This window comes from Paraburkholderia bengalensis, assembly GCF_037126505.1.
Lineage (GTDB): Bacteria > Pseudomonadota > Gammaproteobacteria > Burkholderiales > Burkholderiaceae > Paraburkholderia > Paraburkholderia bengalensis.
In genome coordinates, this window is the sequence record NZ_JACFYJ010000089.1 from 1 (window position 1) to 22498 (window position 22498).

21 protein-coding genes and 3 pseudogenes are annotated in these 22498 nt (G+C 67.1%); 8 read left to right on the plus strand and 16 right to left on the minus strand.

What is annotated here, in order from left to right; translation table 11 throughout:
- The 7 genes and pseudogenes from H3V53_RS33975 to H3V53_RS34000 form a co-directional block, all read right to left on the minus strand.
- On the minus strand, positions 1-796 hold a 796-nt coding region (locus H3V53_RS33975; RefSeq protein WP_419539610.1), incomplete at its 3' end, for a hypothetical protein.
- Positions 797-958: 162 nt separating this feature from the next.
- Complete coding sequence (locus H3V53_RS33980) at positions 959-1132, minus strand: hypothetical protein (protein WP_012404672.1); 174 nt, start codon at positions 1130-1132, stop codon at positions 959-961.
- Between the two features lie 118 nt (positions 1133-1250).
- Positions 1251-1715 carry a diguanylate cyclase domain-containing protein gene (locus tag H3V53_RS43815; RefSeq protein ID WP_419539611.1) on the minus strand — a complete coding sequence of 155 codons (465 nt, stop codon included), beginning with the start codon at positions 1713-1715 and terminating at the stop codon, positions 1251-1253.
- A 58-nt stretch (positions 1716-1773) separates the two neighbouring features.
- A pseudogene (locus H3V53_RS33985) lies at positions 1774-3126 on the minus strand (HAMP domain-containing protein); the annotation flags it as partial.
- The gene (locus tag H3V53_RS33990; RefSeq protein ID WP_336601563.1) at positions 3126-4238 is read right to left on the minus strand and encodes an extracellular solute-binding protein; all 1113 of its coding nucleotides are present in this window, start codon (positions 4236-4238) and stop codon (positions 3126-3128) included. The gene H3V53_RS33990 and the pseudogene H3V53_RS33985, both read right to left, overlap by 1 nt.
- A gap of 485 nt (positions 4239-4723) precedes the next feature.
- A pseudogene (locus tag H3V53_RS33995) lies at positions 4724-6240 on the minus strand (ATP-binding protein).
- Positions 6237-6968, minus strand: coding sequence for a winged helix-turn-helix domain-containing protein (locus tag H3V53_RS34000; protein ID WP_054926864.1), 732 nt, complete (start codon positions 6966-6968; stop codon positions 6237-6239). The pseudogene H3V53_RS33995 and the gene H3V53_RS34000 overlap by 4 nt, the downstream one beginning before the upstream one ends.
- A 195-nt stretch (positions 6969-7163) precedes the next feature.
- On the opposite strand from H3V53_RS34000, the gene msrB reads away from it, so the two are divergent.
- From msrB to msrA, 3 genes are read left to right on the plus strand one after another with little or no spacing between them, the layout of a single operon-like run.
- Positions 7164-7694 carry a peptide-methionine (R)-S-oxide reductase MsrB gene (msrB, locus tag H3V53_RS34005; RefSeq protein WP_336601564.1) on the plus strand — a complete coding sequence of 177 codons (531 nt, stop codon included), beginning with the start codon at positions 7164-7166 and terminating at the stop codon, positions 7692-7694.
- A gap of 38 nt (positions 7695-7732) precedes the next feature.
- Positions 7733-9610 (plus strand): cytochrome c biogenesis protein DipZ, encoded by a 1878-nt coding sequence (locus H3V53_RS34010; RefSeq protein WP_336601565.1) that lies wholly within the window; start codon positions 7733-7735, stop codon positions 9608-9610.
- Between the two features lie 46 nt (positions 9611-9656).
- Positions 9657-10394: a peptide-methionine (S)-S-oxide reductase MsrA gene (gene msrA / locus H3V53_RS34015; protein WP_336601566.1), complete on the plus strand. Its 738-nt coding sequence runs from the start codon at positions 9657-9659 to the stop codon at positions 10392-10394.
- Positions 10395-10503: 109 nt separating this feature from the next.
- Here the strand turns inward: msrA and H3V53_RS34020 are convergent, their stop codons facing one another.
- The 3 genes from H3V53_RS34020 to H3V53_RS34030 all read right to left on the minus strand — a co-directional run bounded on the left by H3V53_RS34020 (position 10504) and on the right by H3V53_RS34030 (position 13140).
- Positions 10504-11445 (minus strand): aldo/keto reductase, encoded by a 942-nt coding sequence (locus tag H3V53_RS34020; RefSeq protein WP_336601567.1) that lies wholly within the window; start codon positions 11443-11445, stop codon positions 10504-10506.
- Positions 11446-11458: 13 nt separating this feature from the next.
- Entirely contained in the window at positions 11459-11857 is a 399-nt protein-coding gene (locus H3V53_RS34025; protein WP_336601568.1) for a RidA family protein, read from the minus strand.
- 155 nt (positions 11858-12012) lie between these two features.
- Complete coding sequence (locus H3V53_RS34030) at positions 12013-13140, minus strand: MBL fold metallo-hydrolase (RefSeq protein WP_336601569.1); 1128 nt, start codon at positions 13138-13140, stop codon at positions 12013-12015.
- A gap of 87 nt (positions 13141-13227) precedes the next feature.
- On the opposite strand from H3V53_RS34030, the gene H3V53_RS34035 reads away from it, so the two are divergent.
- Positions 13228-13866, plus strand: a complete 639-nt coding sequence (locus H3V53_RS34035; RefSeq protein WP_336601570.1) for a TetR/AcrR family transcriptional regulator — start codon at positions 13228-13230, stop codon at positions 13864-13866.
- A gap of 28 nt (positions 13867-13894) precedes the next feature.
- Here the strand turns inward: H3V53_RS34035 and H3V53_RS34040 are convergent.
- From H3V53_RS34040 to H3V53_RS43820, 4 genes and pseudogenes are all read right to left on the minus strand, one after another.
- Positions 13895-14549: pseudogene (locus H3V53_RS34040) on the minus strand (glycosyltransferase family 2 protein).
- Complete coding sequence (locus tag H3V53_RS34045) at positions 14546-15145, minus strand: SAM-dependent methyltransferase (protein ID WP_336601571.1); 600 nt, start codon at positions 15143-15145, stop codon at positions 14546-14548. Before H3V53_RS34045 ends, H3V53_RS34040 begins: the two are co-directional and overlap by 4 nt.
- Before the next feature lie 17 nt (positions 15146-15162).
- On the minus strand, positions 15163-16176 hold the full coding sequence (locus H3V53_RS34050) for an acyl-CoA dehydrogenase family protein (RefSeq protein WP_419539608.1): 1014 nt from the start codon (positions 16174-16176) through the stop codon (positions 15163-15165).
- The gene (locus H3V53_RS43820; protein ID WP_419539609.1) at positions 16086-16394 is read right to left on the minus strand and encodes a hypothetical protein; all 309 of its coding nucleotides are present in this window, start codon (positions 16392-16394) and stop codon (positions 16086-16088) included. Before H3V53_RS43820 ends, H3V53_RS34050 begins: the two co-directional genes overlap by 91 nt.
- 295 nt (positions 16395-16689) lie before the next feature.
- Between H3V53_RS43820 and H3V53_RS34055 the strand changes: the two genes are divergently transcribed.
- Positions 16690-18309: an FAD-dependent oxidoreductase gene (locus tag H3V53_RS34055; RefSeq protein ID WP_336601572.1), complete on the plus strand. Its 1620-nt coding sequence runs from the start codon at positions 16690-16692 to the stop codon at positions 18307-18309.
- Positions 18310-18421: 112 nt separating this feature from the next.
- Here H3V53_RS34055 and H3V53_RS34060 read toward each other — a convergent pair whose 3' ends face one another.
- Both H3V53_RS34060 and H3V53_RS34065 read right to left on the minus strand, forming a co-directional pair.
- Positions 18422-18676 (minus strand): hypothetical protein, encoded by a 255-nt coding sequence (locus H3V53_RS34060; protein WP_336601573.1) that lies wholly within the window; start codon positions 18674-18676, stop codon positions 18422-18424.
- Between the two features lie 175 nt (positions 18677-18851).
- Entirely contained in the window at positions 18852-18995 is a 144-nt protein-coding gene (locus tag H3V53_RS34065) for a hypothetical protein (protein WP_336601574.1), read from the minus strand.
- Positions 18996-19241: 246 nt separating this feature from the next.
- Between H3V53_RS34065 and H3V53_RS34070 the strand changes: the two genes are divergently transcribed.
- Genes H3V53_RS34070 through H3V53_RS34080 form a run of 3 tightly spaced genes read left to right on the plus strand, consistent with a single transcriptional unit; the run spans position 19242 to position 22497 of the window.
- Positions 19242-21476 (plus strand): VTT domain-containing protein, encoded by a 2235-nt coding sequence (locus H3V53_RS34070; protein WP_419539612.1) that lies wholly within the window; start codon positions 19242-19244, stop codon positions 21474-21476.
- On the plus strand, positions 21473-22255 hold the full coding sequence (locus H3V53_RS34075) for an endonuclease/exonuclease/phosphatase family protein (protein ID WP_336601576.1): 783 nt from the start codon (positions 21473-21475) through the stop codon (positions 22253-22255). The genes H3V53_RS34070 and H3V53_RS34075 overlap by 4 nt, the downstream gene beginning before the upstream one ends.
- Positions 22237-22497, plus strand: a complete 261-nt coding sequence (locus H3V53_RS34080; protein WP_336601577.1) for a hypothetical protein — start codon at positions 22237-22239, stop codon at positions 22495-22497. The genes H3V53_RS34075 and H3V53_RS34080 overlap by 19 nt, the downstream gene beginning before the upstream one ends.
- The last annotated feature ends 1 nt before the right edge of the window (position 22498 follow it).

Sequence of the window (22498 nt, forward strand, 5' to 3'; positions counted from 1 at the left end):
CCACAACGGGCGCGGGCACGACCACGGCCGCGCCGACCGTCGTCGTGCCCGTCACCACGGTCGTGCCGCCCGTCGTCACGGCCCCGCCATGGTAGACCGTGCCGCTCGTCGTCACTGTGTTGCCGTGCGTGCCCGTTGCGCTGCCCGATGTGACGACGACGCCCGGCGCGACGCTCGTCGCGCTGCCCGAATGCGTGACCGTCCCGCCGTTGCTGCCCGTCACCGTGCCCGAGCGCGAGCAGGTATAGCCGGCGCAATTCGTCGATGCCGAATGGTTGTATGTGTTGCCGTTGCCGCCCGTCACCGTGCCCGACGACGAATACTGGCCGGCGCCCGTGCGCGTCACTTCGCCGGAGGTCGACGCGGTGCGGCCGTCGGAGCCCGTCATCGAGCCCGTATGCGAGCACGTGCCGCCCGCGCAGCTGGTGTCGCCCGAGTGCTCGACCGAGCGGCCGTTCGGACCGTACGCGGTGCCCGAGTTCGAGAACTGGCCGGGCGCCGTGCGCGTGACGCTGCCCGAGTTCGTCGCGATGCCGCCGTACGGCCCCGCCACGCCGCCTGCATGGTTGCAGGTGCCGCCGCTGCAGTAGCCGCCGTGCGCGCCGCTATAGGTGCCGTGCGACGTGTACGCGGTGCCGTGACCGTAGTAGCCGGCCCATGCGGGCACGCTGACGAGCGACGCACCGGCGCCGATCACGGCTGCTGCCGCCGTCATCGCGATCCGGCGCGAGACGCCGTTCGACGAACGATTCAGCAGACCAGAAAACGAGGAGAAAAATGACGAGCGGATCTTCACGGCGGTGTCCTTCACGGTTCGGGCCACTTCGCAGATGCAGCGTGGCGACGGATCAAATCGTAGAAGAACGGGCTCGCGAAGTCAGTTCAAAAACTATGTCGGAAAATGTCACGGCAGCGGCGCCCAGCTGCCGACTGCCGTGATCTGTCTGGCGCGCGGCGCTCAGGACGACCGGTCGCGGCCCCGCGCGCGCGTCGCACCCGTGACGACGCCGATGCCGAGCAGAATGACGGCGACGATCGCGACGTAGTGCTGCGCGACGTGCATGCTGACGAGAGCCCACGACACGCCGCCAATGAAAATCAGCCAGCCGATCAGATAAATGGCCAAGGTCATCGCGGTTCTCCTTTTTGCTTTGGATGCAGGCTTTTTGCAAAAACCATGCCGCAAGGAGAGCAACGGTCGTACGTTTGTGCGCGCGCGCGAATGCGAGGCGGCGTGTCCGGCGATCACGTCAGGCGATGACGTCGGCGCCGTCGTCGGCGGGCTCGACCTTGTCGGATTCGCTATCGGCGCGCCCGCTGTCGTGCCGCTCCTGGTCATGCCGCCCGCTGTCGCGCCGCTCTTTTTCGCGCCCGGCACGCGCGCGCTGCATGTCGATGAGTTCGCGATACGACAGCCACGCGCCCGCGCCGCCCGACTTCGCCGCGTACATCGCGGCGTCCGCGTTGAGCAGCAGTGCTTCGGCGGAATCGCCGTCGGCGGGGAACTGGCTGATGCCGATGCTCGCGCCGACGGCCATCGGATGATCGCCGATCGTCACATCGTCTCGCGCTCGACGATGCGCGCGCGATGGAAGGCGCCGCTTCGGCGGAGCGCTCGCCCTTGACAGCACGATGAACTCGTCGCCGCCCAGACGCGCGACGATATCGCCGCCGTACAGCACATGCTGCAAGCGCCGCGCGACGATCGCGAGCACGATCGTCGCCGACGGAATGGCCGTAGCGGTCGTTGATCTGCTTGAAGCGGTTCAGGTCGATGAACAGCACCGCGAGCCGCTCGCCGCTCGCGCGCGCCGCGTCGATCGCTTCCTGCAGCTTCTGCATGAAGAGCATGCGGTTCGGCAGGCCCGTCAGCGCGTCGTGACTCGCCAGATGCGTGAGCTCGTGCTGCTTGCTGTGCAGCTCGTCCATCTGCACGCGGATCTCGCGGCGCATGCGATCGAAGCATCGCGCGAGCACGCCGATTTCGTCGTTGCGTTTGACGGGGAGCGCGTCCACCGTGTGATCGGCGAAGAAATGCGTGGCCGCGTGTGCGAGCTGATGCAGCGGACGCGTGAGCGCGCGGGCGAACAGGATGGCGAGCAGGATTGCGAACGCGCTGAAGGTCAGCACCATCCGCACGATGCTGTTGCCGAGCATGTTCGCGCCGACGAGCACGTCGTGCAGCGGCTTCGCGAGCCCGATCACGAGGAAGCGGTTGCCCTGCGACTGGCCGAACGGCCGGCGCACGAACGCGTAGACGTGGCCGTCCGCCTCGTCCGGCTGCATCAGGCCGTTCAGCAGCACGGGCTGCGTGGAGTGTTCGAAAAGCGGCTTTGTCGCCGCGAAGCTTTCCTGCATGAACACGCGCCGGCCCTTGTCGAAGCCGAACGTCTGCGACGGGTCCGGATGCACGAGGAAGTCGCCCCACTCGTTGGCGAGATAGACCTGATAGTCGGCGGGCAGATCGGCTTGCGAGAGCCGCAGCAGGCTCGCCAGATCGACGTCGACGACGATCACGCCGACGACTGCGCCGCGCGCGTCGGCAATGGGCGTGCCGACCCGCAGCGTGGGCTTGCCCTCGGCCGCATGCGCGCCGTGCTCATGATTCACGGTGATCGGCGAGATGTAGACGCGCCCTGGCGCGAGCGCGAGCGTATCGAACACGTACGCGAACTGGCCTTTCTCCTGCAGCGCGCGTTCCTGCACACGCACCGCGCCGCCTGCGCTACCCGATGCGCGGTCGAGACGGATCAGTTCGAGCCCGTAGTGAGCGCGCGAGATGAGCCGTAGCTGCAGATACTCGGGATGGTGCCTGATGAAGCTCGCGAACACCTGCGCGAGCCGGTCGCGCTCGGGATTGTCGGCCGACGTGCCGTCGTCGTGCAGCGCGACGCTCGCCGACGACGGCATGGTTGAAAGCACCTGTGCATCGGCGGCGATGTCGTTGATCGCGACGGTAAAGCGCTGGCCGAGCAGTTCCGTCGACGTGAGCAGGCTGCGCTGCGCTTCGCGCACGAGCATGGCCCGGTTCGCACGATAGGCGTAGTAGCCCGTCGTTCCCGACGCGAGCACGCCGATCAGCGCGAGCAGCACCGAGAGCTTGAACGTGAGGCCCGGGCGCATCATCAGAAACGCTCCGGACGGTCGCCCGACACGATGCGGCTCCACAGCGCCTCGCGCTTGCCGATGTCCTCGACGGGCTCGATCCACAGGATATGGCTCTTGCCCGTGCTTTCGGGCGGCTCGGCGAGCGTGTTCGCGAGGCCCTGACGCTCGGTCAGCAGACGGCTGACGTCGGGCTCCAGCATGTAGTTAATCCACGCGAGCGCGAGCGTGCGGTTCGCGGCGGCGCTCGTCATCGACCAGCAATCGAGCCACGCGAGCACGCCTTCGTCCGGAATCACGTAGCCGACGTCGGCGCCCGCGCGGCGCAGCAGTTCGACCTGCTGCGTGCCGTAGTTACCGAACATCAGCGCGACCTTGTGCTGCACGAAAAACGCCGCCGCCTCTTCCGGCAGGTTGTAGTAGGTCAGCAGGTTGCGGCGCAGGTCGATCAGCTTGCGCGTGATGGTCTGGATCTGCTCGCCGTTCAGCCGGAACGGGTCCGGGTAGCCGAGCGCCAGTGCCGTGAACGAGAAATTGTGCTGCGCGCTGTTGTAGTCGAGCACCTTGCCGCGATAGCGCGGATTCCACAATTCGTTCATCGAATGCGGCGCGACGCTCACCTGCTTGCGGTCGTAGATGAGGCCCATCGTCGAGTATGTGAACGGAATCGCATAGACGGAACCATGATCCGTCAGCCCGTCGATTGCCGACAGCGCGCGAAAGCGCGGCAACTGGCGACGCGTGTTTGGCAGGCTGGCCAGATCGAGCGGCGCCAGCAGATGGGCCTGCGCATAGCGCTGGATTTCGGCCGTATTGGCAGCGAGCACGTCGAACGGCGGCTGCGCGCCCTCGTGCATCTTGTCCCACAGCGCCTCGTCCGAATCGACCAGCGTCACTTCCACTTTCGCGTGATAACGCGCTTCGAACGCCTTGACGACATCGGCGTCGGCGTAGCCAGGCCAAGCGAGCACGCGCAGCACGTTGTCGGCGGCGTGCGCGTTGACGGCGAGAAGACAGCCGCACAGCAACAGGAGCACAGCGTCGAGCCGATGCCGTGAACGAACGGCCGCGCGCGCGATGCGGGCGGGCACGTCCCGCCGCCGGACCCATGCATGAAAGAGGCACCACCGCATTTGATTTGTCCTTATTGCGATCGTGAGTCGCGTGCTTGTGACGCGCGACGTTTTGCTTCTGAGGAATGCGCCCAGTCTAGCTGAATCATGCGCGCCAAAATATAGACTGTTATGGTCTCCGCGCTGATAACGGCCGGAATAGCCGCTTCTTTAACGATTGAACGACGCGATGTTTTCAAGCAGCGTTTCAGAAAATTTCGCCGTGGCTTGCATGCCGATGTTTGCATGCCGATGCGTCGTGCCGATCGGGCACGTGTTTTAAACCAGCGTTTGCGATCAGGCAGGCAGTGGGCGCGATGCCGTGATACTGCATGACGCGAGACGCGCAAACGTTTTGTGCCGTCATTCACAGCAAGGCTGCGACGCGTCACAACGTGAGCAGCGTGGATGACATGCATTGGGCGCTTATTGGACTTTTCAGACCGCCCGATTTCTCAAACTGCGCCTGCGAATCACTCGCAACTCACCTGCAAGGCACTCGCAACTCACTGCACCGGCACTGCCGCACGCCCGCCCTTCTGCACGCTGCCAGCAGGACGCAACTCGAAGCAGAACGTGGTCCCCGCACCTTCGCGATCGACGAGCCGGATCTGGCTGTCGTGCAACTGCAGCATCCGCTGCACGATCAGCAGCCCGAGTCCGCCGCGATGCGCGCCGCCCGATGTGAACGCGCGCTGGAACAGCCCCGCGCGCACTTCGGCGGACATGCCTGGCCCCGTATCGCTGACCGTCACCGACACCTTGCCGTCGCGCACAACAAGATCGACTTCGACGGCGCCGCCGTCGGGCGTATGGCGGATCGCGTTGTCGAGCAGATTGGTCAGCACGCGCTCGATCATGCCGAGATCTGCCGTCACGTTCGGCAGGCGCGGCGGGATGTTCGCGCGCAACTGGATGCGCCGCGCTTCGGCGGACAGCTCGAACTTCTGGAACACGTCCTGCACCAGATCGACCAGCGAGAAATCTTCCCACGCGAGCTGCACGTTGCCATGTTCGAGCCGGGCGAGTTCGAACAGCGACTGCGCGAGCCGGCCCACCTTCACGCTTTGCGCGAGCGCGATCGCGAGATAGCGCTTGCGCTCGGCGTCGCTGAGCGAGTCGGACTTCATCGACAGCGTTTCGAGGTAGCCATGCAGCGACGTCAGCGGCGTGCGCAGATCGTGCGAGATGTTCGCGACGAGTTCGCGCCGCTCCTGATCCTGCCGCGTCAGCGCGCGCCATTGCCGGCCGATGCGCTCGGCCATCTGCGCGAAGGTCGATTCGAGCGTCGCGATTTCGTCGCGCGAGCGCGACGCGCAGCAGCGCGTCGCGTTCGGCATGACAGGTTGAGAATCGGGTTCGCCGTTCGCGTCGAACTGGCGCATCGCATCGGTGAGACGGCGCAGCGGGCGCGTGATCAGGCCGAACGCCATCAGCCCCGCGACGAGCCCGAGCAGCGCGACGAGCGCATCGACCACAACGTCGTGCGCAGCACCGAACTCGCCGCGACGCGCGCGGCCAGTTCGTCGTGCGCTTCGCCCTGCAACACGACGTACAGGTACTCGGGCGGCCGGTTGCCCACGCGCGGCAACAGCGCGGCGCTGAACACCTTGCGGCCGTCGATGCTGCGCGGGTCGTCGCCGAGTATCGGCAGCGGATCGCCGGCGATGAAGCGCTGCACCGGGCGAACGTCGACCTGCATTCGCCTCAGATGGCCTTGCGGCGCATCGTCGCCTTCGATATGGCCGTCCTGATCGAGCAGATACACCTCGACGCTCGGATTGACCACCATCAGCTGCCCGAAAATCTGCCGCAGCGCGTCCTTGCGCGAGCCGTCGCTGTCGCTCCCGGAAAGCGCCGGGCTGTGCGCGATATTCGACGCGAGATCGCGCGACAGGCTCTGGATCACTTCCTTCTCGTGCAGATCGCTGGAGCGGATCTGCAGCCACGCCGACGCCCCGCAGCACGCGAGCAGCAGCACCGAGAACACCAGCGACAGCCGCTGTGTCAGCGACAGGTTCACGGCGCGTCTCCATCGTGCGCGGCGGGATCGGCAACGAACTTGTAGCCGCGTCCCCACACGGTCAGGATGCGTGCGGGCTGCGCCGGGTCGGCCTCGATCTTCGCGCGCAGCCGGTTGATGTGCGTGTTGACGGTGTGCTCGTAGCCTTCGTGCTGATAGCCCCACACGGCATTGAGCAGATCCATGCGCGAAAATACCTTGCCTGGACGGCTTGCGAAAAAGTACAGCAGATCGAACTCGCGCGGCGTCAGTTCGATGCGCTTGCCGTTCACGCTCGCCTCGCGCGTCAGCGGATCGATGAACAGGCCCGCGAGATCGAGGCTGCCCGAATCGAGCCGCGCCTCTTTCGACATCGCATCGGCGCGTCGCAGCAGCGCCTTGACGCGCGCGACCAGTTCCAGCACGGAAAACGGCTTGGCGAGATAGTCGTCGGCGCCGAGTTCGAGGCCGAGTATCCGGTGCACTTCGCTGGAACGTGCGCTGGTGATGATGATGGGCGTATAGCGCGCCATCGCGCGGGCGCGCCGGCAGATTTCGAGGCCGTCCACGCCGGGCAGCATCAGGTCGAGGATCAGCGCGTCCCAGTTGCCCTGCTCCAGCAGCCGCAGCCCTTCGTTGCCGTCGGCGCTGTGCACGACCTCGTAGCGCTCGTCCCGCAGGTGCAGGCTCAGCACATTCGCTATGTCGACATCGTCTTCGACGATCAGTACGCGCTTGGGATGGTCCATCGGCTCGCGGTCAAAACGGGAAACAGGCAGAAAACAAGCGGCGGGATTAAACGCTGCGATTCAACGTTTACCGCATTGTGCAGAATTTTCCGCCGCCGGGTTATCACAATTAATTTAAGTTTTCGTGAGGACGTGGATATCCCGCCCGCTCTACGCTACAGCCACGTTCAATCGCGCCGCAGGAAGGAGCACACGATGAAAAGCCGCAGGCAGTTTCTGTTATCGGGTGGCAGCGCGCTCGCTGCGCTGGCCGCGCTCACGCAGTGGCGCGCATTCGCGGCGGGCGGCACCGATGCATCGGGCGCGTCGGGCACATCGGGCGCCGCCGGACACTTCGAAGTGATGCATCCGGATGCGCAGTGGCGTCAGCTGCTCACGCCCGCGCAGTATCACGTGCTGCGCGAGGAAGGCACCGAGCGTCCGTTCAGCAGCCCGCTGAACGACGAGCACCGCAGCGGCATGTTCGCATGCGCCGGCTGCAGCCTCGAACTGTTTTCGTCGCGCACGAAGTTCGATAGCCACACCGGCTGGCCGAGCTTCTGGGCGCCGCTCGATCACGCCGTCGCGACGCGCGAGGACGGCTCGTGGGGCATGGTGCGCACGGAGGTGCACTGCCGCCGCTGCGGCGGGCATCTGGGACACGTATTCGACGACGGCCCCAAGCCCACGGGCCTGCGCTACTGCATGAACGGACTCGCGATGACGTTCACGCCGCGCGCCGTCTGACGACCGTCCTTCAAGAACAACCCAATTTTCAACCGATCATGTTACTCATCGTCCTCGCTTATCTCGGCGGCGCGCTCACCATCCTCAGTCCGTGCATCCTGCCCGTCGTGCCGTTCGTGTTCGCGCGCGCCGATCAGCCGTTCGTGCGCACGGGCCTGCCGCTGCTCGGCGGCATGGCGCTGACGTTCGCGCTGGTCGCGACGCTGGCGGCCGTCGGCGGCGGCTGGGTCACGCAGGCCAACCAGTACGGCCGCTGGCTCGCTGTCGTGCTGCTCGCCGTGTTCGGCCTGACGCTGCTGATGCCGCGCCTTGCCGACCGGCTGATGCACCCGCTCGTCAGCGCCGGCAACCGGCTGTCCGCGCTCGCGCAATCGGGCGACGCGCAGGACAGCCCGGTGCGCCGCGCCGGCTCGTCGTTCGTGCTCGGCATCGCGACGGGCCTGCTGTGGGCGCCGTGCGCGGGCCCCATCCTGGGTCTGGTGCTGACGGGCGCCGCGTTGCGCGGCGCGAGCGTGGGCACGACGCTGCTGCTGCTCGCCTATGCGGCGGGCGCGGCGACCTCGCTGGCCGTCGCGCTGCTGATCGGCGGACGCGTGTTCGCCGCGATGAAGCGCTCGCTCGGCGCGGGCGAATGGGTGCGCCGCGGTATCGGCGTAGCGATGCTGGCGGGCGTCGCGGCCATCGCGCTCGGCTTCGATGCCGGCGTGCTCGCGAAGGTATCGACCGTCGCGACGGGCGGCATCGAACAGCGCCTCGTCGACTCGCTGTCGTCGCCCAGGCCCGCCGCCGACGCGACGATCGCCGCCAATGCCGCGAACACCGAGGGTCCCGCCATGCGGGCCGCCGACACGCAGCATGATGCGTCGAACACGCCGCGCGCCGATGGGTCGCGCGCCGGTGCGTCGGGCGCGATGATGCGCGCCTCGACGGCGGCGGCGCCGCTGCCCGTCGAAGGCACGCTGCCTGCGCTCGCAGGCGCGGTGCAGTGGCTGAACTCGCCGCCGCTGACAGCGCAGCAACTGCGCGGCAAAGTCGTACTCGTCGACTTCTGGACGTACTCGTGCATCAACTGCCTGCGCACGCTGCCCTACGTGAAGGCGTGGGCGCAGAAGTACCGCGATCAGGGGCTCGTCGTGATCGGCGTGCACGCGCCCGAGTTTGCGTTCGAGCGCAACGTCGACAACGTGAAGAAGGCCACGCACGATCTCGGCGTCGATTACCCCGTCGCGATCGACAACAACTACGCGATCTGGCGCGCGTTCGGCAACCAGTATTGGCCCGCGCACTATTTCGTCGATGCGCAGGGCCGCATCCGTCATCACCACTTCGGCGAGGGCGAGTACGAGCAATCGGAGAAGGTGATCCAGCAGCTGCTCGCCGAAGCGGGCCATCCCGAAGCGGTCAACATGACGACGGGCATCACGCAGCACGCGAACGGCGTCGAGGCAGCCGCCGATGGCAACGACATGCAATCGCCCGAAACGTACATCGGCTATTCGCGCGCCGAGAACTTCGCGTCGCCGGGCGGCGAGGCCGAGAATCGCGCGCGCAACTACGCCGCGCCGTCGAACCCCGACGTCAACGACTGGGGACTCGCGGGCACGTGGAAAGTCGGCGCCGAACACGCGACGCTTGCCGCGCCGAACGGACGCATCGTCTATCGCTTTCATGCGCGCGACCTGCATCTGGTGCTCGGGCCGGGCGCGAACGGCAGGCCAGTGCATTTCCGCGTGACGATCGACGGCGCCGCGCCCGGCAATGCACACGGCACCGATATCGATGCCGATGGCGCCGGCGTCGTCACGGGGCAGCGGCTCTATCAGCTCGTGCGGCAAACGGGCGACGTGGCGGACCACACCTTTTCGATCGAATTTCTCGATCCGGGTGTCGAAGCCTACGCGTTCACGTTCGGCTGACCGCATGCCGTATTCACACTTCACACCGTTATTCGAGGACTACATCGTGAACAGGAACATCATCGCAGGCGCATTGGGCTGGAGCCGGACGTCGGCCGTCAGGATCGCGGCGCTCGTCGCAATCGGCGCGGGTGCGATCGCGTGGCAGCACGTCGCGTCGGCGGAACAGGCGGTCAGGATTCCGGCGCCCGTCCAGGACGAAAAGGCGGGCAGCGTCCACACGGAAACGGCCGTGTTCGCGGGCGGCTGCTTCTGGGGCGTGCAAGGCGTGTACGAGCACGTGAAGGGCGTGCGCCAGGTCGCCTCCGGCTATACGGGCGGCGCGGCCAACACCGCGCAATACGAGACCGTCAGCGACGGCGACACGGGGCATGCCGAGTCGGTGCAGATCACCTACGACCCGACGCAGATCACCTACGGGCGCCTCCTGCAGATTTTCTTTTCGGTCGCGCACAATCCGACGCAGCTGAACTACCAGGGCCCCGATCGCGGCACGCAATATCGTTCGGCTGTGTTCCCGCAAAACGCCGAGCAGCGCGACATCGCGCAGGCCTATATCGCGCAGCTGAACAAGGCGAAGGTGTTCTCCGCGCCGATCGTCACGAAGGTCGAGGACTTCAAGGGCTTCTATCGCGCGGAGCAGTATCACCAGAACTATCTGGTGCTGCATCCCGATTCGCCGTACATCGCGATCAACGATCTGCCCAAGATCGACTACCTGAAGCAGATGTTCCCGGACGTCTATCGCAGTGATCCCGTGCTGCTGAAGGCGTCGGCGTCCTGATGCTGCGGGCCCGGCTGGCGTGGGAGAATTCGTGCACAGGCCGGGCTATCGTTGCACGGTGGCTCGCTCAGCCGCACGCGCGAGGCGCTCAGCCGCACCCGCGAGGCGCTCAGCCGCCCACGGCCTCGATGATCCGCTTGCACATCGCCTGGTCGGGATACGGCCCGACGCCCGCGCGCACGTTGTCGGCCATGTATTCGGGGCGGCCCGTGCCCGGTATCACGACGGTGACAGCGGGTTGCGCCAGCACGAACTTCAGCAGCAATTGCGCCCACGTCGCGCAGCCGATGTCGGCGGCCCACGCGGGCACGGGCGTCTTGCCGATTCGCGCAAGCAACCCGCCGCCGCCGAACGGCTGGTTGACGACGACGCCGATGCCGAGATCATGCGCGAGCGGCAGGATGCGTTGCCCGGCGTCGCGATCGTCGGCGGCGTAATTGATCTGCACGAAATCCGGCTTTTCGCTGCGCATCACGCTGGCCACGTCGTCGAACGCGCTCGACGTGTAGTGCGTAATGCCGATATAGCGAATCCGCCCGCGCGCTTTCCAGTCGCGCAGCGTCACCAGCTGCGTGCGCCAGTCGACGAGGTTGTGCACCTGCATCAGATCGACGCGCGGCTGCTGCAGCCGGCGCATCGACTCCTCCATCTGCGCGATGCCCGCTTCGCGTCCCTGCGTCCACACCTTGGTCGCGACGAACGCCTTGCCGTGCGCGTCGAGCCGCGTGAGCAGCGTGCCCGCGACGGCTTCCGACGAGCCGTACATCGGCGACGAATCGATCACCGAGCCGCCCGCGGCGAACAGCGTGTCAAGCACCTCGGCAAGGCGCGCCTGGCCGTTCGGATCATCGCCGACATCGAACGTGCGCCAGGTGCCGCAGCCGACCACGGGCAACGGTTCGCCCGTCGACGGAATCGCGCGGCGTTCCATCTTCGGAAAGGGCTTCTGATCGGCGGAGCGCGCCAACGACGGTATCGACATGGCAAGCGGCAGCATCAGCGCGCGCTGCAGAAAATCGCGGCGCCCGCAACGTTCGATGGAACGGCGCATGGGAATGGCGCGCCTACGGGCGTCGCGCGATGAAGTCGATCTCGACGAGCGCATCGCGCGCGAGCCCCGTGACGCCGACGCAGGTGCGCGCGGGCAGACGGCCAGGCGGAAAGTGCGCGGCGTAGACGGCGTTCATCGTCGCGTAGTCGCGCTTGAATTCGGTGAGGAAAATGCGCGCCGACACGACGTGCTCGAGTCCGAGCCCCATGCCCTTGAGCACCAGCACGAGGTTGTCCATCACGCGTTTGGTCTGCGCGGCGACGCCTTCGGGCAATGGCGCGTCATCGTCGTCGGGCGAGGTGGGCATCTGGCCCGTCACGAATACCCAGCCGCCTGATTCCGTCGCGTGGGAAAACGGGCCGACGGGCGTTGGCGCGCCGTCGATCATCCAGAACTGCGTGGGTTCGGACATGAGGTGAATCTCCAGGGTTCAAAGCGTGGGTGGCGGGCCGCGACGCGCGGTCGCGGTGTCGAGGCCATACCTTAGCGCGATTCGTCGAAGTGCGTGGGCGCATCGCGCGAACGTCTGTCCTCGGCGTCTATCCCTGCCCTGGCGGCAAACGCCCTTCACCCGTTGCTCTGCCCCGCCGGCCGGCACGCGCCTCGGCGCCGCGCCGCTTCGGGCGCGCCGACGGCATCCGGCACCTCGCGCCACCACCGCTCGCCCCGATGCGGCGCGGCGAGATCCAGCCGTTCGCCCATGCGCGGCGTGGCGAGCGCGATCCCGCGCGCCGCGGCCAGCCCGACGATGCGCTCGAACGGCTCCTGCCAGCGGTGCATCGCGAGATCGAATGTGCCGTTGTGAACCGGCACGAGCCAACGTCCGCGCAAATCGGCATGCGCCTGCACGGTGTCGTCCGGCTGCATGTGGACGTACGGCCATTGCGCGTCATAGGCGCCCGTTTCCAGCAACGTCACGTCGAACGGACCGAGCCGCTCGCCGATTGTCTTGAAGCCGTCGAAGTAGCCCGTGTCGCCGCTGAAGAACACGCGCAGGTCGCCGTCGACGATTACCCACGACGCCCACAACGTGCTGTTGCCGTCGAACAGGCTGCGGCCGGAGAAATGCTGCGCGGGCGTCGCCGTGAAGTGCACGCCGTCGATTTCAACGCCTTGCCACCAGTCGAACTGGCGCACCTTCGACGCGTCGATGCCCCACTCGATCAGCCGGTCGCCGACGCCGAGCGGCGTCAGGAACACGCCCGTCGTGTCGGCAAGAGCCAGCACCGTCTCGCGGTCGAGGTGATCGTAGTGGTCGTGCGAGAGGATCACGCCGCGCAACGGCGGCAGCGCATCGCGCGCGATCGGCGGCGCATGGAAGCGCTTCGGGCCCATGCGCCTGAACGGCGATGCGCGCTCCGCGAACACCGGGTCGGTGAGCCAGAACTGGCCGCGCAGCTTGAAGAGCAACGTCGAATGGCCGAGCCTGAACAGGCTCCCGTCCGGCGCGCCGTCGAGATCGGCGCGCGTGACCGCCTCGACGGGCAACGGCCCCGACGGCGTCGTGCCGTCCGGCTTGTTGAACAGCACGTTCCACGCGATCCGCAGCGTCTTGCCGAATCCTTCGACGGGACGCGGCTTGACGTTGCGAAAGCGCTCGCCGTCATGCTGCGGCGACGTGGCGGACAGCGCACGGCCGCGTCGCGCGGCGGTCAAGCCAAGCATCTGACCAAGAGAGCCGATGATCGATTTCATTGCACCTCATCAGGAGTAAGTCAAAGGTAGACTGCACAGTGTAGTTTATTATCCCGAAAAGTAAACCCGGCGGTGTAAAATTCGCTCATGGACGACAGCACCACCCCTCCTTCCCGCCTGACCGATCGCAAGCGCGCGGCCGTCATCGAAGCGGCCATCGACGAATTTCGCGCCTCCGGTTACGACGCCACGAGCATGGACCGCATCGCGGCGCGCGCGAACGTATCGAAGCGCACGGTGTACAACCATTTCCCCAGCAAGGAAGCGTTGTTCGCGGCGATCCTGCAGCAGTTGTGGGCAGCCAGCCAGGCGGGCGACGCGCCCGGCTATCGCGCGGATCTGCCGCTGCGCGCCCAGTTGATCGACCTGCTCGCGCAGAAGCTGCGCCTGCTGAACGACGAGGCGTTCATGTCGCTGGCACGCGTGGCGATCGCGGCGGGCATCCATTCGCCGGAACGCGCGCGCGATATGGTGGCGCGCATCGGCGAGCGCGAAGAAGGGCTGACTGTCTGGATCCGCGCGGCCGCCGCCGACGGCCGTCTCGACGCGCCCGATCCGGCGTTCGCCGCGCAGCAGCTTCATGGTCTCGTGAAGGGATTCGCGTTCTGGCCGCAGGTGACGATGGGCCAGCCGCCGTTGTCGCTCGCCGAGCAGCAGCGCATCGCGGAGTCGTCGGCGGACATGTTTCTGGGGCGCTATGCGAGCGAGCCGGACGATCCGCGCTGAACCGGCTTCGATTCAACCTGCCCAGAGGCTATCCGCGCGCGCTCAACCCGGCGAGCGTGTCGCCGAATCCGCCGCGCACTCTCGACGCGATCCGCGCGCTCGTCACGACGCGCGGTGCCGCGCTCCACGCGATGCGCGCGCCCGTCTCGACCAGCAGTCCGACCAGCGCGACATCCTCGCTGCACGCGAGCGGCGGAAAGCCGCCGACGCGGCAATACGCCCGCGCCGACACGCCGAGATTCGCGCCATGAACATGGCGGTGTCCGTCGGCGTTCAGGTACGCGCGATAGAACGCCTCGCGCGTCAACGCGTCGTGCTCGCGCCAGTCGTCGACGATCACCGGGCCGCAGACGGCTTCCGCGTCGAGCGCCAGTTGCGCGACGAGCCAGTCTGGCGCGACCCGGCTGTCGGCATCCGTGAACGCGAGCCAGCGCACGCCCTGTTCCAGCAGCGCCGCCGCGCCCGCCGCGCGCGCGAGGCCGACGTTGCGCACGTCGAGCGTCAACGCGTCGTGTCGAGCAGCGCGCGATCTGTGCCGAGCGGTCCGTGCAGCTGTCGAGCGCGACCACGATCCTGACTGTTTCGCCGCGCAACTCCGGATGCGCCGCCGCGATACGCGCGGCCTGCAGGCAATCGGCGAGCAGTTCCTCTTCGTCGTGCGCGGGAATCACGATGCCGATCATGCAATCCCCTCACCTTGCGCAACCGACCGGCCGTCTTTCGACCACACGTCGAGCAGCAGATCGTGCTCCGCGTGCTGCACGATGCGATGCAACGCGGGCTGCGCGTCGAAGCTCGCGTGCACGTCGTCGGCCGATTGCAGCTTGCCTTCGAACGGATGTCGCCAGTGGCACGCGACCAGCGTGCCGTCGTCCGTCAACGATGCGCAGGCGCGCTGCGCGAGTTCGCTATTCGCTTCGCGGGTCAGGTAGTAGCCCAGCTCTCCGATCACGATCAGATCGAAACGCGCCTCGGGCCACGCCTGGGGCATCGCGCGCCGCTCGATCGCGACGTTGCGCACATGCGCGAGCCGCTCGCGCGCGAGCCGCACGGCGTGTTCGCTGATATCGCACATCAGCAGCCGGTCGCAGCGCTGCGCGAGCAGCACGGACAGCTCGCCGTTCGAACACGCGGGCTCGAAGCCCGACCGATAGCTTTCGCGCGGCAGCGCCGCGACGGTCAGCAGCCGCTTGCGGCGCTCGTACCAGCTGGCGCGATAGTCCCAGGGATCGTCGTCCCGGCGGTACAGATCGTCGAAATAGGCGGCGGGGAATGACATGCGCGTCCTCGATGGCTTCAACGCGCTTCGCGGGCATGGTCGGCTTCGCGTGCAATTCCAGCGTCTCTCGCGGCGTCTTTTTCGCCGCTGATTTCGTCCGCCGCACTGCGCGGCTCGCCTGCGAGCGTCCACGGCTCGGCGGCAGCGTCGTCGTCGAGCAGCGTTTGCCCGAGCGCACATTCATCGCGTTCGGCGTGGCTTTGCCGCAGAAACACGGGCAGATCAGCGATCGCGTGCGCGAACCATGGATCGCTGCAAAACGGGGCCGCGCCCAGCGCGCGCGACACGTGCTCCATCACCTGCGCGGCCGCCTGCTCGACGGCGACGCGCACGCGCAGCGCGCGCTGCGCGTCGTCGCGCGGATGCCCGTCGATCCACGCAGCCGACTCGCGCAGCAACGCGGCGACGGCGGACAGTTCGGCATCGGCAGCGCCAAGGTGAGCGCACGCGTGCGGATTCGCGTGGTGCCTCACGCTGTCGCGCAGAATCGACGCCAGCCCAGCCGCGCAACCGTACCAGCACGCGGCGATGCCCGCGCCGCCGTGCCAGAACCCCGGCCGCGCCAGATACGCACCCGGCGCGCCGATCTGCACGGCCCGCGTGCCGTCGAAGCGCACCGTGCTCGTGCCCGTCGCGCGCATGCCGACGGCCTGCCAGCCGGAGGGATCGATCGCGATCGAATCCTGCGACAGTTCGACGGCAGCCAACACCGGCTCGCCATCCCGCCATGCCGTCACCAACGCATGCGACACATGCGGCGCACCGGAGCACCAGGCTTTGGTGCCTTCGAGCGTCAGCGTGTCGCCGCCCGCCGGGCGCGCGATCAGCTTCGCGTCGGGCGGCTCGGCGGCCCACACGGCCCAGCTGCCGTCGTCGGCGAGATCGGCGCGCTTGAGTTCGGCGAGAATCGCGAGCGCGTCGGTGTGGCCTTCGTACAGCTTCACGAGCGACAGGTCGCACGCGGCGACGGCGGCAAGGCCGCGCCAGCGCGTCGCCGTTTCGCCGCGGCCCGGCAGCGGCAACCAGTCCATGCCTCGCGCGCGAGCGCATCGAGCGTCGCGGCGCGGCTTGCCGCGTTTTCGTCGGCATAGCGCACGCCCGCGAGATAGCGTTCCAGCGCCGGCACCAGCGCGTAACGCCTCGGCTCGGCCTCGGCATCCGGTTCTTCGTCGGACAGACGCAGTCCGCTGTTGAGGTACCACGCAGCGGGCGCGGCGCGCCGCAAAGGATCGTGGCCGATATCGTTCATCTGGTTCCTCCATCGCGAGCCGTCGGACGGCATGGGTTCATGCATCGATGTGTCGGTCTGGCCCATTCATCCGGCGGGCTCAGCGAACGCCAATGCAAACGGCGTGCCCATCGCAGGCCCGAGTGGGCCAGGCGGGCCGGGCGATTCGCGCGCGATACGCCTGGCACGCGGTCTTTGCGCGTGCGTGGTCGGCCCGGGCCGCACGGCATGGCGTTTGCACGACACAGGCAAGCGCCCGCCACGCGAAGCGCGCTTCGTGCGGCAATGCGGCAGCGCCGATCCCATGAGGAAAACGATGACCACCGACACGAACAACACGAACGACACCAACAACACGAACCCGCAGAACAGCAGCATGCAAAAGGTCGCGCGACTGTCCGGTCTGGCCGACAACAGCATGAAGCGCGTCGAGGTCGACGGAACGCCCATTCTGCTGATCCGTCGCGGCGACGCCGTGCGCGCGTATGGCGCTGACTGTCCGCATGCGGGCGCACCGCTCGAACAGGGCGCGCTATGCAACGGCCGGCTCGTGTGTCCGTGGCACAAAGGCACGTTCGACATCGACAGCGGCGCGCTGGTGGAACCGCCCCCGCTGCTGCCCCTCACGCGCTATCCCGTACGTGTGACGCAGGACGACGTGCTGGTCGACAGCATGCCGGAGCCAGCCAGCATCGCCACGGCGAGCGCTTCGGACGCGCGCACGTTCGCGATCGTCGGTGCCGGCGCGGCGGGTGGGGCTGCGTGCGCGGCATTACGCGAAGCGGGTTACGCGGGGCGCGTCGTGCTGATCGATCGCGAGCCGCGCACGCCTTACGACCGTACCGTGCTGAGCAAATTCGTGCCGTCGGGCGAGATGTCGCCGGAGAAGATTCCGTCGCTCCTGCCCGACGACTTCTTCGAGAAGCACGCAATCGACCTGATCCAGGCTGAAGTCACGGCACTCGATGCGCGCGCGAAACGCATCGATATCGGCAGCGCGCCGTCCATTCACTACGACGCGGCGCTCGTCGCGACGGGCGGCATACCGAAGCGTCTGCCCTTGCAAGGCGCCGACGACGCCGCCGTGAAAGCGCGCGTCCGTCTGCTGCGCAATCGGGACGATGCGCGCCAGCTCGTCGATGTCGCCGCGCAGAGCGAGCATGCCCTCGTGCTGGGCGCAAGCTTCATCGGGCTCGAGGTTGCGTCGGCGCTGCGCGAGCGCAAGCTGCGCGTGACGGTGGTCTCGCCCGGCAACGTGCCGTTCGAAAAGCAGTTCGGCCCCGAGCTTGGCCGGCTGTTCATGCGCCTGCATGAAGCGCATGGCGTGCGCGTGCGCATGGGCCGCCAGGCGCGCGCCGTTGCGCCGCGCGATCCAGGCGACGCGGACGGCGCACTGCGCGTCACGCTCGATAACGGCGACAGCGTGTCGTGCGATTTCATCGTTGCGGGCACGGGCGTGACGCCCGCGACGGACTTCATTCAAGGCGTGACGCGCAACGGCGACAAGAGCCTTGATGTCGACGAGTCGATGCGCGTGATGGAAGGCCTCTATGCAGCAGGCGATATCGCGCGATTTCCGCTGCATGCGCCCATCGACGAGCGCACGCGGATCGAGCATTGGCGCGTCGCGCAGCAGCATGCGCGCATCGCCGTCAACGCGATGCTCGGCCGGCCGCCCGCCGAGCCGTTCGTGCCGTATTTCTGGACCTATCACTACGGCAAGACGTTCGACTATCTTGGCCGCGCGGCTCACTGGGACGAAACGCGATTCACGGGCACGCCCGATACGTTCGAGTTCATCGCGCTACTCGGCGACAAGGGAAAGCTGGTGGCGGCCGTGGGCTGCAACCGGGAGAAGCAGATCGGCATGCTTGCCGAAGCGATGCGCAAGCCGTTGAGTGTCGCCGACGCGATGGCGATCGCGACAGCGGATTGAGCCGCTGCCTTCGTCGCGTTGCGCTTGTGTCTGTACTGCGGCGTTCGCACTGCGCGATCACGCGAAGCATCGCGAGCCGCGCAGCGCGAACCTCGCGCTCACCACGATGCAATCAAGCGTCGTGATGCGACGGCACGCCGCCCGCGCCCGGCGGCTCCGGACGATCGCCGCTGCCGAGCGGCACCTCCGCCGTCTGCCTGGGATGTTCATTCGAGCGCGGCGGATTCGTGGCCTTCATCGTTTCCGTCGGCTCCCCGGGCTCGGTGGTCGTGCCGGTTTTGCGCGGCTCGTTGCGTGCTTCGCCCGGATTTGTGGAGGGCGTTTGTTCCGGCTTCTGTTCCAGCTTTTGTTCCGGCTTTTGTTCCATGTGGTGCTCCTTTTAGTGCGCCTTCTAGTGCTCCTATACGTCATGCCTTCTGTGACGCGTCCAACGTCGTGCCGTGCATGGTCTGCTGAAAGATCTACATATGGACGTGGAAGCTTTGCACGGCGGCATGCGATCGTTGCGCGCCGCGCTCAACATCGGCTGCGAGCGGCGTGCATTACGGCTGACGCTGTCCGCCCTGATGCGGCGGCGGCTTCTGATTCTGCTGTTGCTGCCCGCCATCGCGATTCGGCTGATTCGGCTGATTCGGATGGTCGGGCTGATTCGCTGCGGCTTTTTGCGTGCTCATCGGTTGTTTCATGGTGAGATCCTCTTTGCGGTTGAACACGTGGTTGGACCTGGGTATCGGGTATCGCGCCGCGCAACGCACGTAGCGCGCATGTCGATGAAGGCGGCAAGCGGCGTTCCTGTCGGTGGTTTCTTTACCGCAACTGCCCGCAGCCCTCGTGAGGAACAGTGCTTGCTGCCCGTTGACTCGACCGTACGCGATGGCTTCTTTCTTGCAGCGGTGCGGTCGCAACAAAGCAGCCTGCAAGCCCGCTCGCCGATGATCCAATCCGCCACCAACGCCACGACAGAACCGACGACCATCGATCCACGCGCCGGCGCGACCCGTGCCCCAGGTGCGCCGCCTGGCCTGCTGCGTCCGGGCCACAATTGCGAGCGCATCGAGCGCGCACAGCGCTTTCGCGTCCTGATCGATGCGGCCGACTACTTCTCGGCGCTGCGCGCCGCGATGACCTGCGCGCGCCATTCGATCCACATCGTCGGCTGGGACATCGACAGCCGTCTGGAGCTCGTCCCCGGCGGCGCACCCGATGGACTGCCCGCAGGGCTCGCCGATTTCCTGTGCGCGCTCGCGGTAAAGAACCGGCACTTGCGCATCCATATTCTCGCGTGGGACTTCGCGATGCTCTACGCGTTCGAGCGCGAGTGGCTGCCTGTGTACAAGATGGGCTGGCGCACCCATCGCCGCATCCGCTTCCGGCAAGACGGGCGGCATCCCCTCGGTTCGTCGCACCATCAGAAGATCGTCGTCATCGACGATGCGCTCGCGTTTGCCGGCGGCATCGATCTCACGCGCGCGCGGGACTACGTCGCGCATGATCTGCACGCGCCGTTGCGCCGCAATCCCGACGCAACGCCCTATCAGCCGATGCACGACGTGCAGGCGATGTTCGACGGCCCCGCCGCGCATGCCGTCGGCCGGCTCGTGCGCGAGCGCTGGCAACGCGCGACAGGCAAGCCAATCGAGAGTTCGCCCGATCTCGCGCGCGAAGCGCCTCGCACACGTCGCACGAATCTCTGGCCCGCAGGCGTCGCCGCCGATGTCGAAGATGTCGCGCTAGGCATTTCGCTGACGGCGCCGGCCTTCGAAGGACGGCCGCTCGTCGCACAGATCCAGCAGCTCTATGTCGACGCGATCGCGGCGGCGAAGCATGCCATCTACATCGAGAACCAGTACTTCACGGCCAGCCGCGTCGGTGCCGCGCTCGCCTCGCGTCTGACCGACGCCGACGGCCCCGACATCGCCGTGATCGGTCCCGAGCGGACCAGCGGCTGGCTGCAGGAAGCGACGATGGGCGTGTTGCGCGCGAAGCTCCACGAAGCGATGAAGCAGGCCGACGGGCATGGCCGCTATGCGATGTACGCACCGACCATCGAAATCAGCGGCGACATCGCGAGCGCGAACGACGACGCCCATGGCCAGATCATCAACGTGCACAGCAAGCTGATGACGGTTGACGACGAGTTGCTGATCATCGGCAGCGCGAACCTGAACAACCGCTCGATGGTGCTCGACACCGAATGCAACATCACACTCGAAGCGCGCGGCGACGCGCGCGTGCGGGCAGCCATCGCGTCGGTGCGTAACAGGCTGCTGGCCGAGCACCTCGACGTCTCGCCCGCCGACGTGCAGGCCGCGCTGCGCACGCAACGTCTGAATGCGGCGATCGCGCAGTTGCGTCACGGTGCGCGCACGCTGACACCCCTCGATCCCGTCGTCAGCGGCGACCTCGACGATCTCGCTTCGCGTGTGTCCGTGCTCGATCCCGAAGCGCCCGTCGCGCCGCAGGAACTCGTGCGCCACTTCCTGCCCGAAGAGCGCAGCCGTCCCCTCACGGGGAAGCTGCTCGCGTTCGGCGCGCTCGCGCTGGGCGTCGCGGCGCTCGCGGTGCTGTGGCGCTTCACGCCGCTGCGCGAGGCCGTCAGCTTTGCCGCGCTCGTACACGAAGTGCAGCGGATTCACGCATCGCATTTCGGCTCGCTGGCGATCGTCGCCCTTTACGCGCTTGCCGCGAGCGTGTCGGTGCCCGTCACATTGCTGATCGCCGTGAGCGGCTTCGTGTTCGGCGCGCTGTGGGGCAGCGCCTACGCCTTCGCGGGCACGATGATCTCGGCGTGCATCACGTATTACGCGGGTGCGTCGCTCGGACACGATGCCGTGCGCAAACTCGCAGGCAGCCGCATCAACCGCATCAGCGAAAAGCTCGGTAAAAAAGGGCTCGTAACGGTCGTGCTGCTGCGCGTCGTGCCCGTCGCGCCCTTCACGATCATCAATCTGGCCGCGGGCGCTTCGCATATCGGCCTGCGCGACTATCTGGCGGGCACGGTGCTCGGCATGACGCCGGGCATCGTGCTCGCGACCACCTTCGCGCATCAGCTGGTTGCGGCCGTGCGCCATCCGTCGCTGACGGGGCTTTCGCTCGTTGCGTTGATCGGCGCGGCGCTGGTCGGTTTGTCGGTGATACTGCAACGCTTTTTCGCGCGCCGCTCATGAACGCACCCGCCTCGACCATGCAAGCGCGCCCCGTTAGCGCGCCGGCGCGTGCACTGCGCATCGCCACGTACAACATTCACGATACCGTCGGCACCGACGGACGACGCTCGGCCGAGCGGATCGCCGATGTGATCGGCGAACTCGACGCGGATATCGTCGCGTTGCAGGAAGTGCCGCTCGGCGGCAGCTTCGCACCGAACGCATTGCCGATCTTGCGCGAGGCGACAGGCATGGACGCGATCGCCGGCCCGACGCTCGATACACCCGAGCGCCGTTATGGCAACGCGATCCTGAGCCGCCTGCCGATTCGCGCGACGCGTTCGCTCGATCTGTCATTCGGCACGCGCGAGGCGCGCGGCGCACTCGACGTCGACGTCTCGCTCGACGCCGGTGTCGGCGCCCGTCCTGCAGCGGACGGCGCGCAGCGCGCGCTGCGCGTCGTCGCGACGCATCTGGGCCTCACTGCGCGCGAGCGGCGCGCGCAGATTCGCGCGCTGATCGCGGCGTTCGACACGCCGCGCATGCCCGTGATCCTGATGGGCGATCTCAACGAATGGTTCGTCTGGGGCCAGGCGCTGCGCATGCTCGTCACCCATTTTCGTGCGGCGCCCGCGCCCCGCACGTTTCCGTCGCGCTTGCCCATGTTTGCGCTCGACCGCATCTGGATGCATCCCGCCGACCGGCTGCTTGACGTTCAGGTGCACCGCAGCATGCGCGCGCGCGTCGCATCCGATCATTTGCCGCTGGTGGCGCGGATCGCATGGGAGCATTATTGGTAGTTGCCCGCCTGCTTCGATTCCAGGCGCGCGGCTTGCGCGCGATGCGGGCTCGTTCAACTTTCTTCATGGAGCTGCCAATGGTCAGAAAGAATTACGCCCCGGACGAGAACGCCCCACGTCAACCGTATGCGGACAAGGATGCCGGTGTCGGGATGGGCCGGCTATCGCTCGACGACGATGACGATTTCGAGGACGACCTGGACGATGAAGAAGAGGACGACGACACGGCCGGCGGTCGATAAG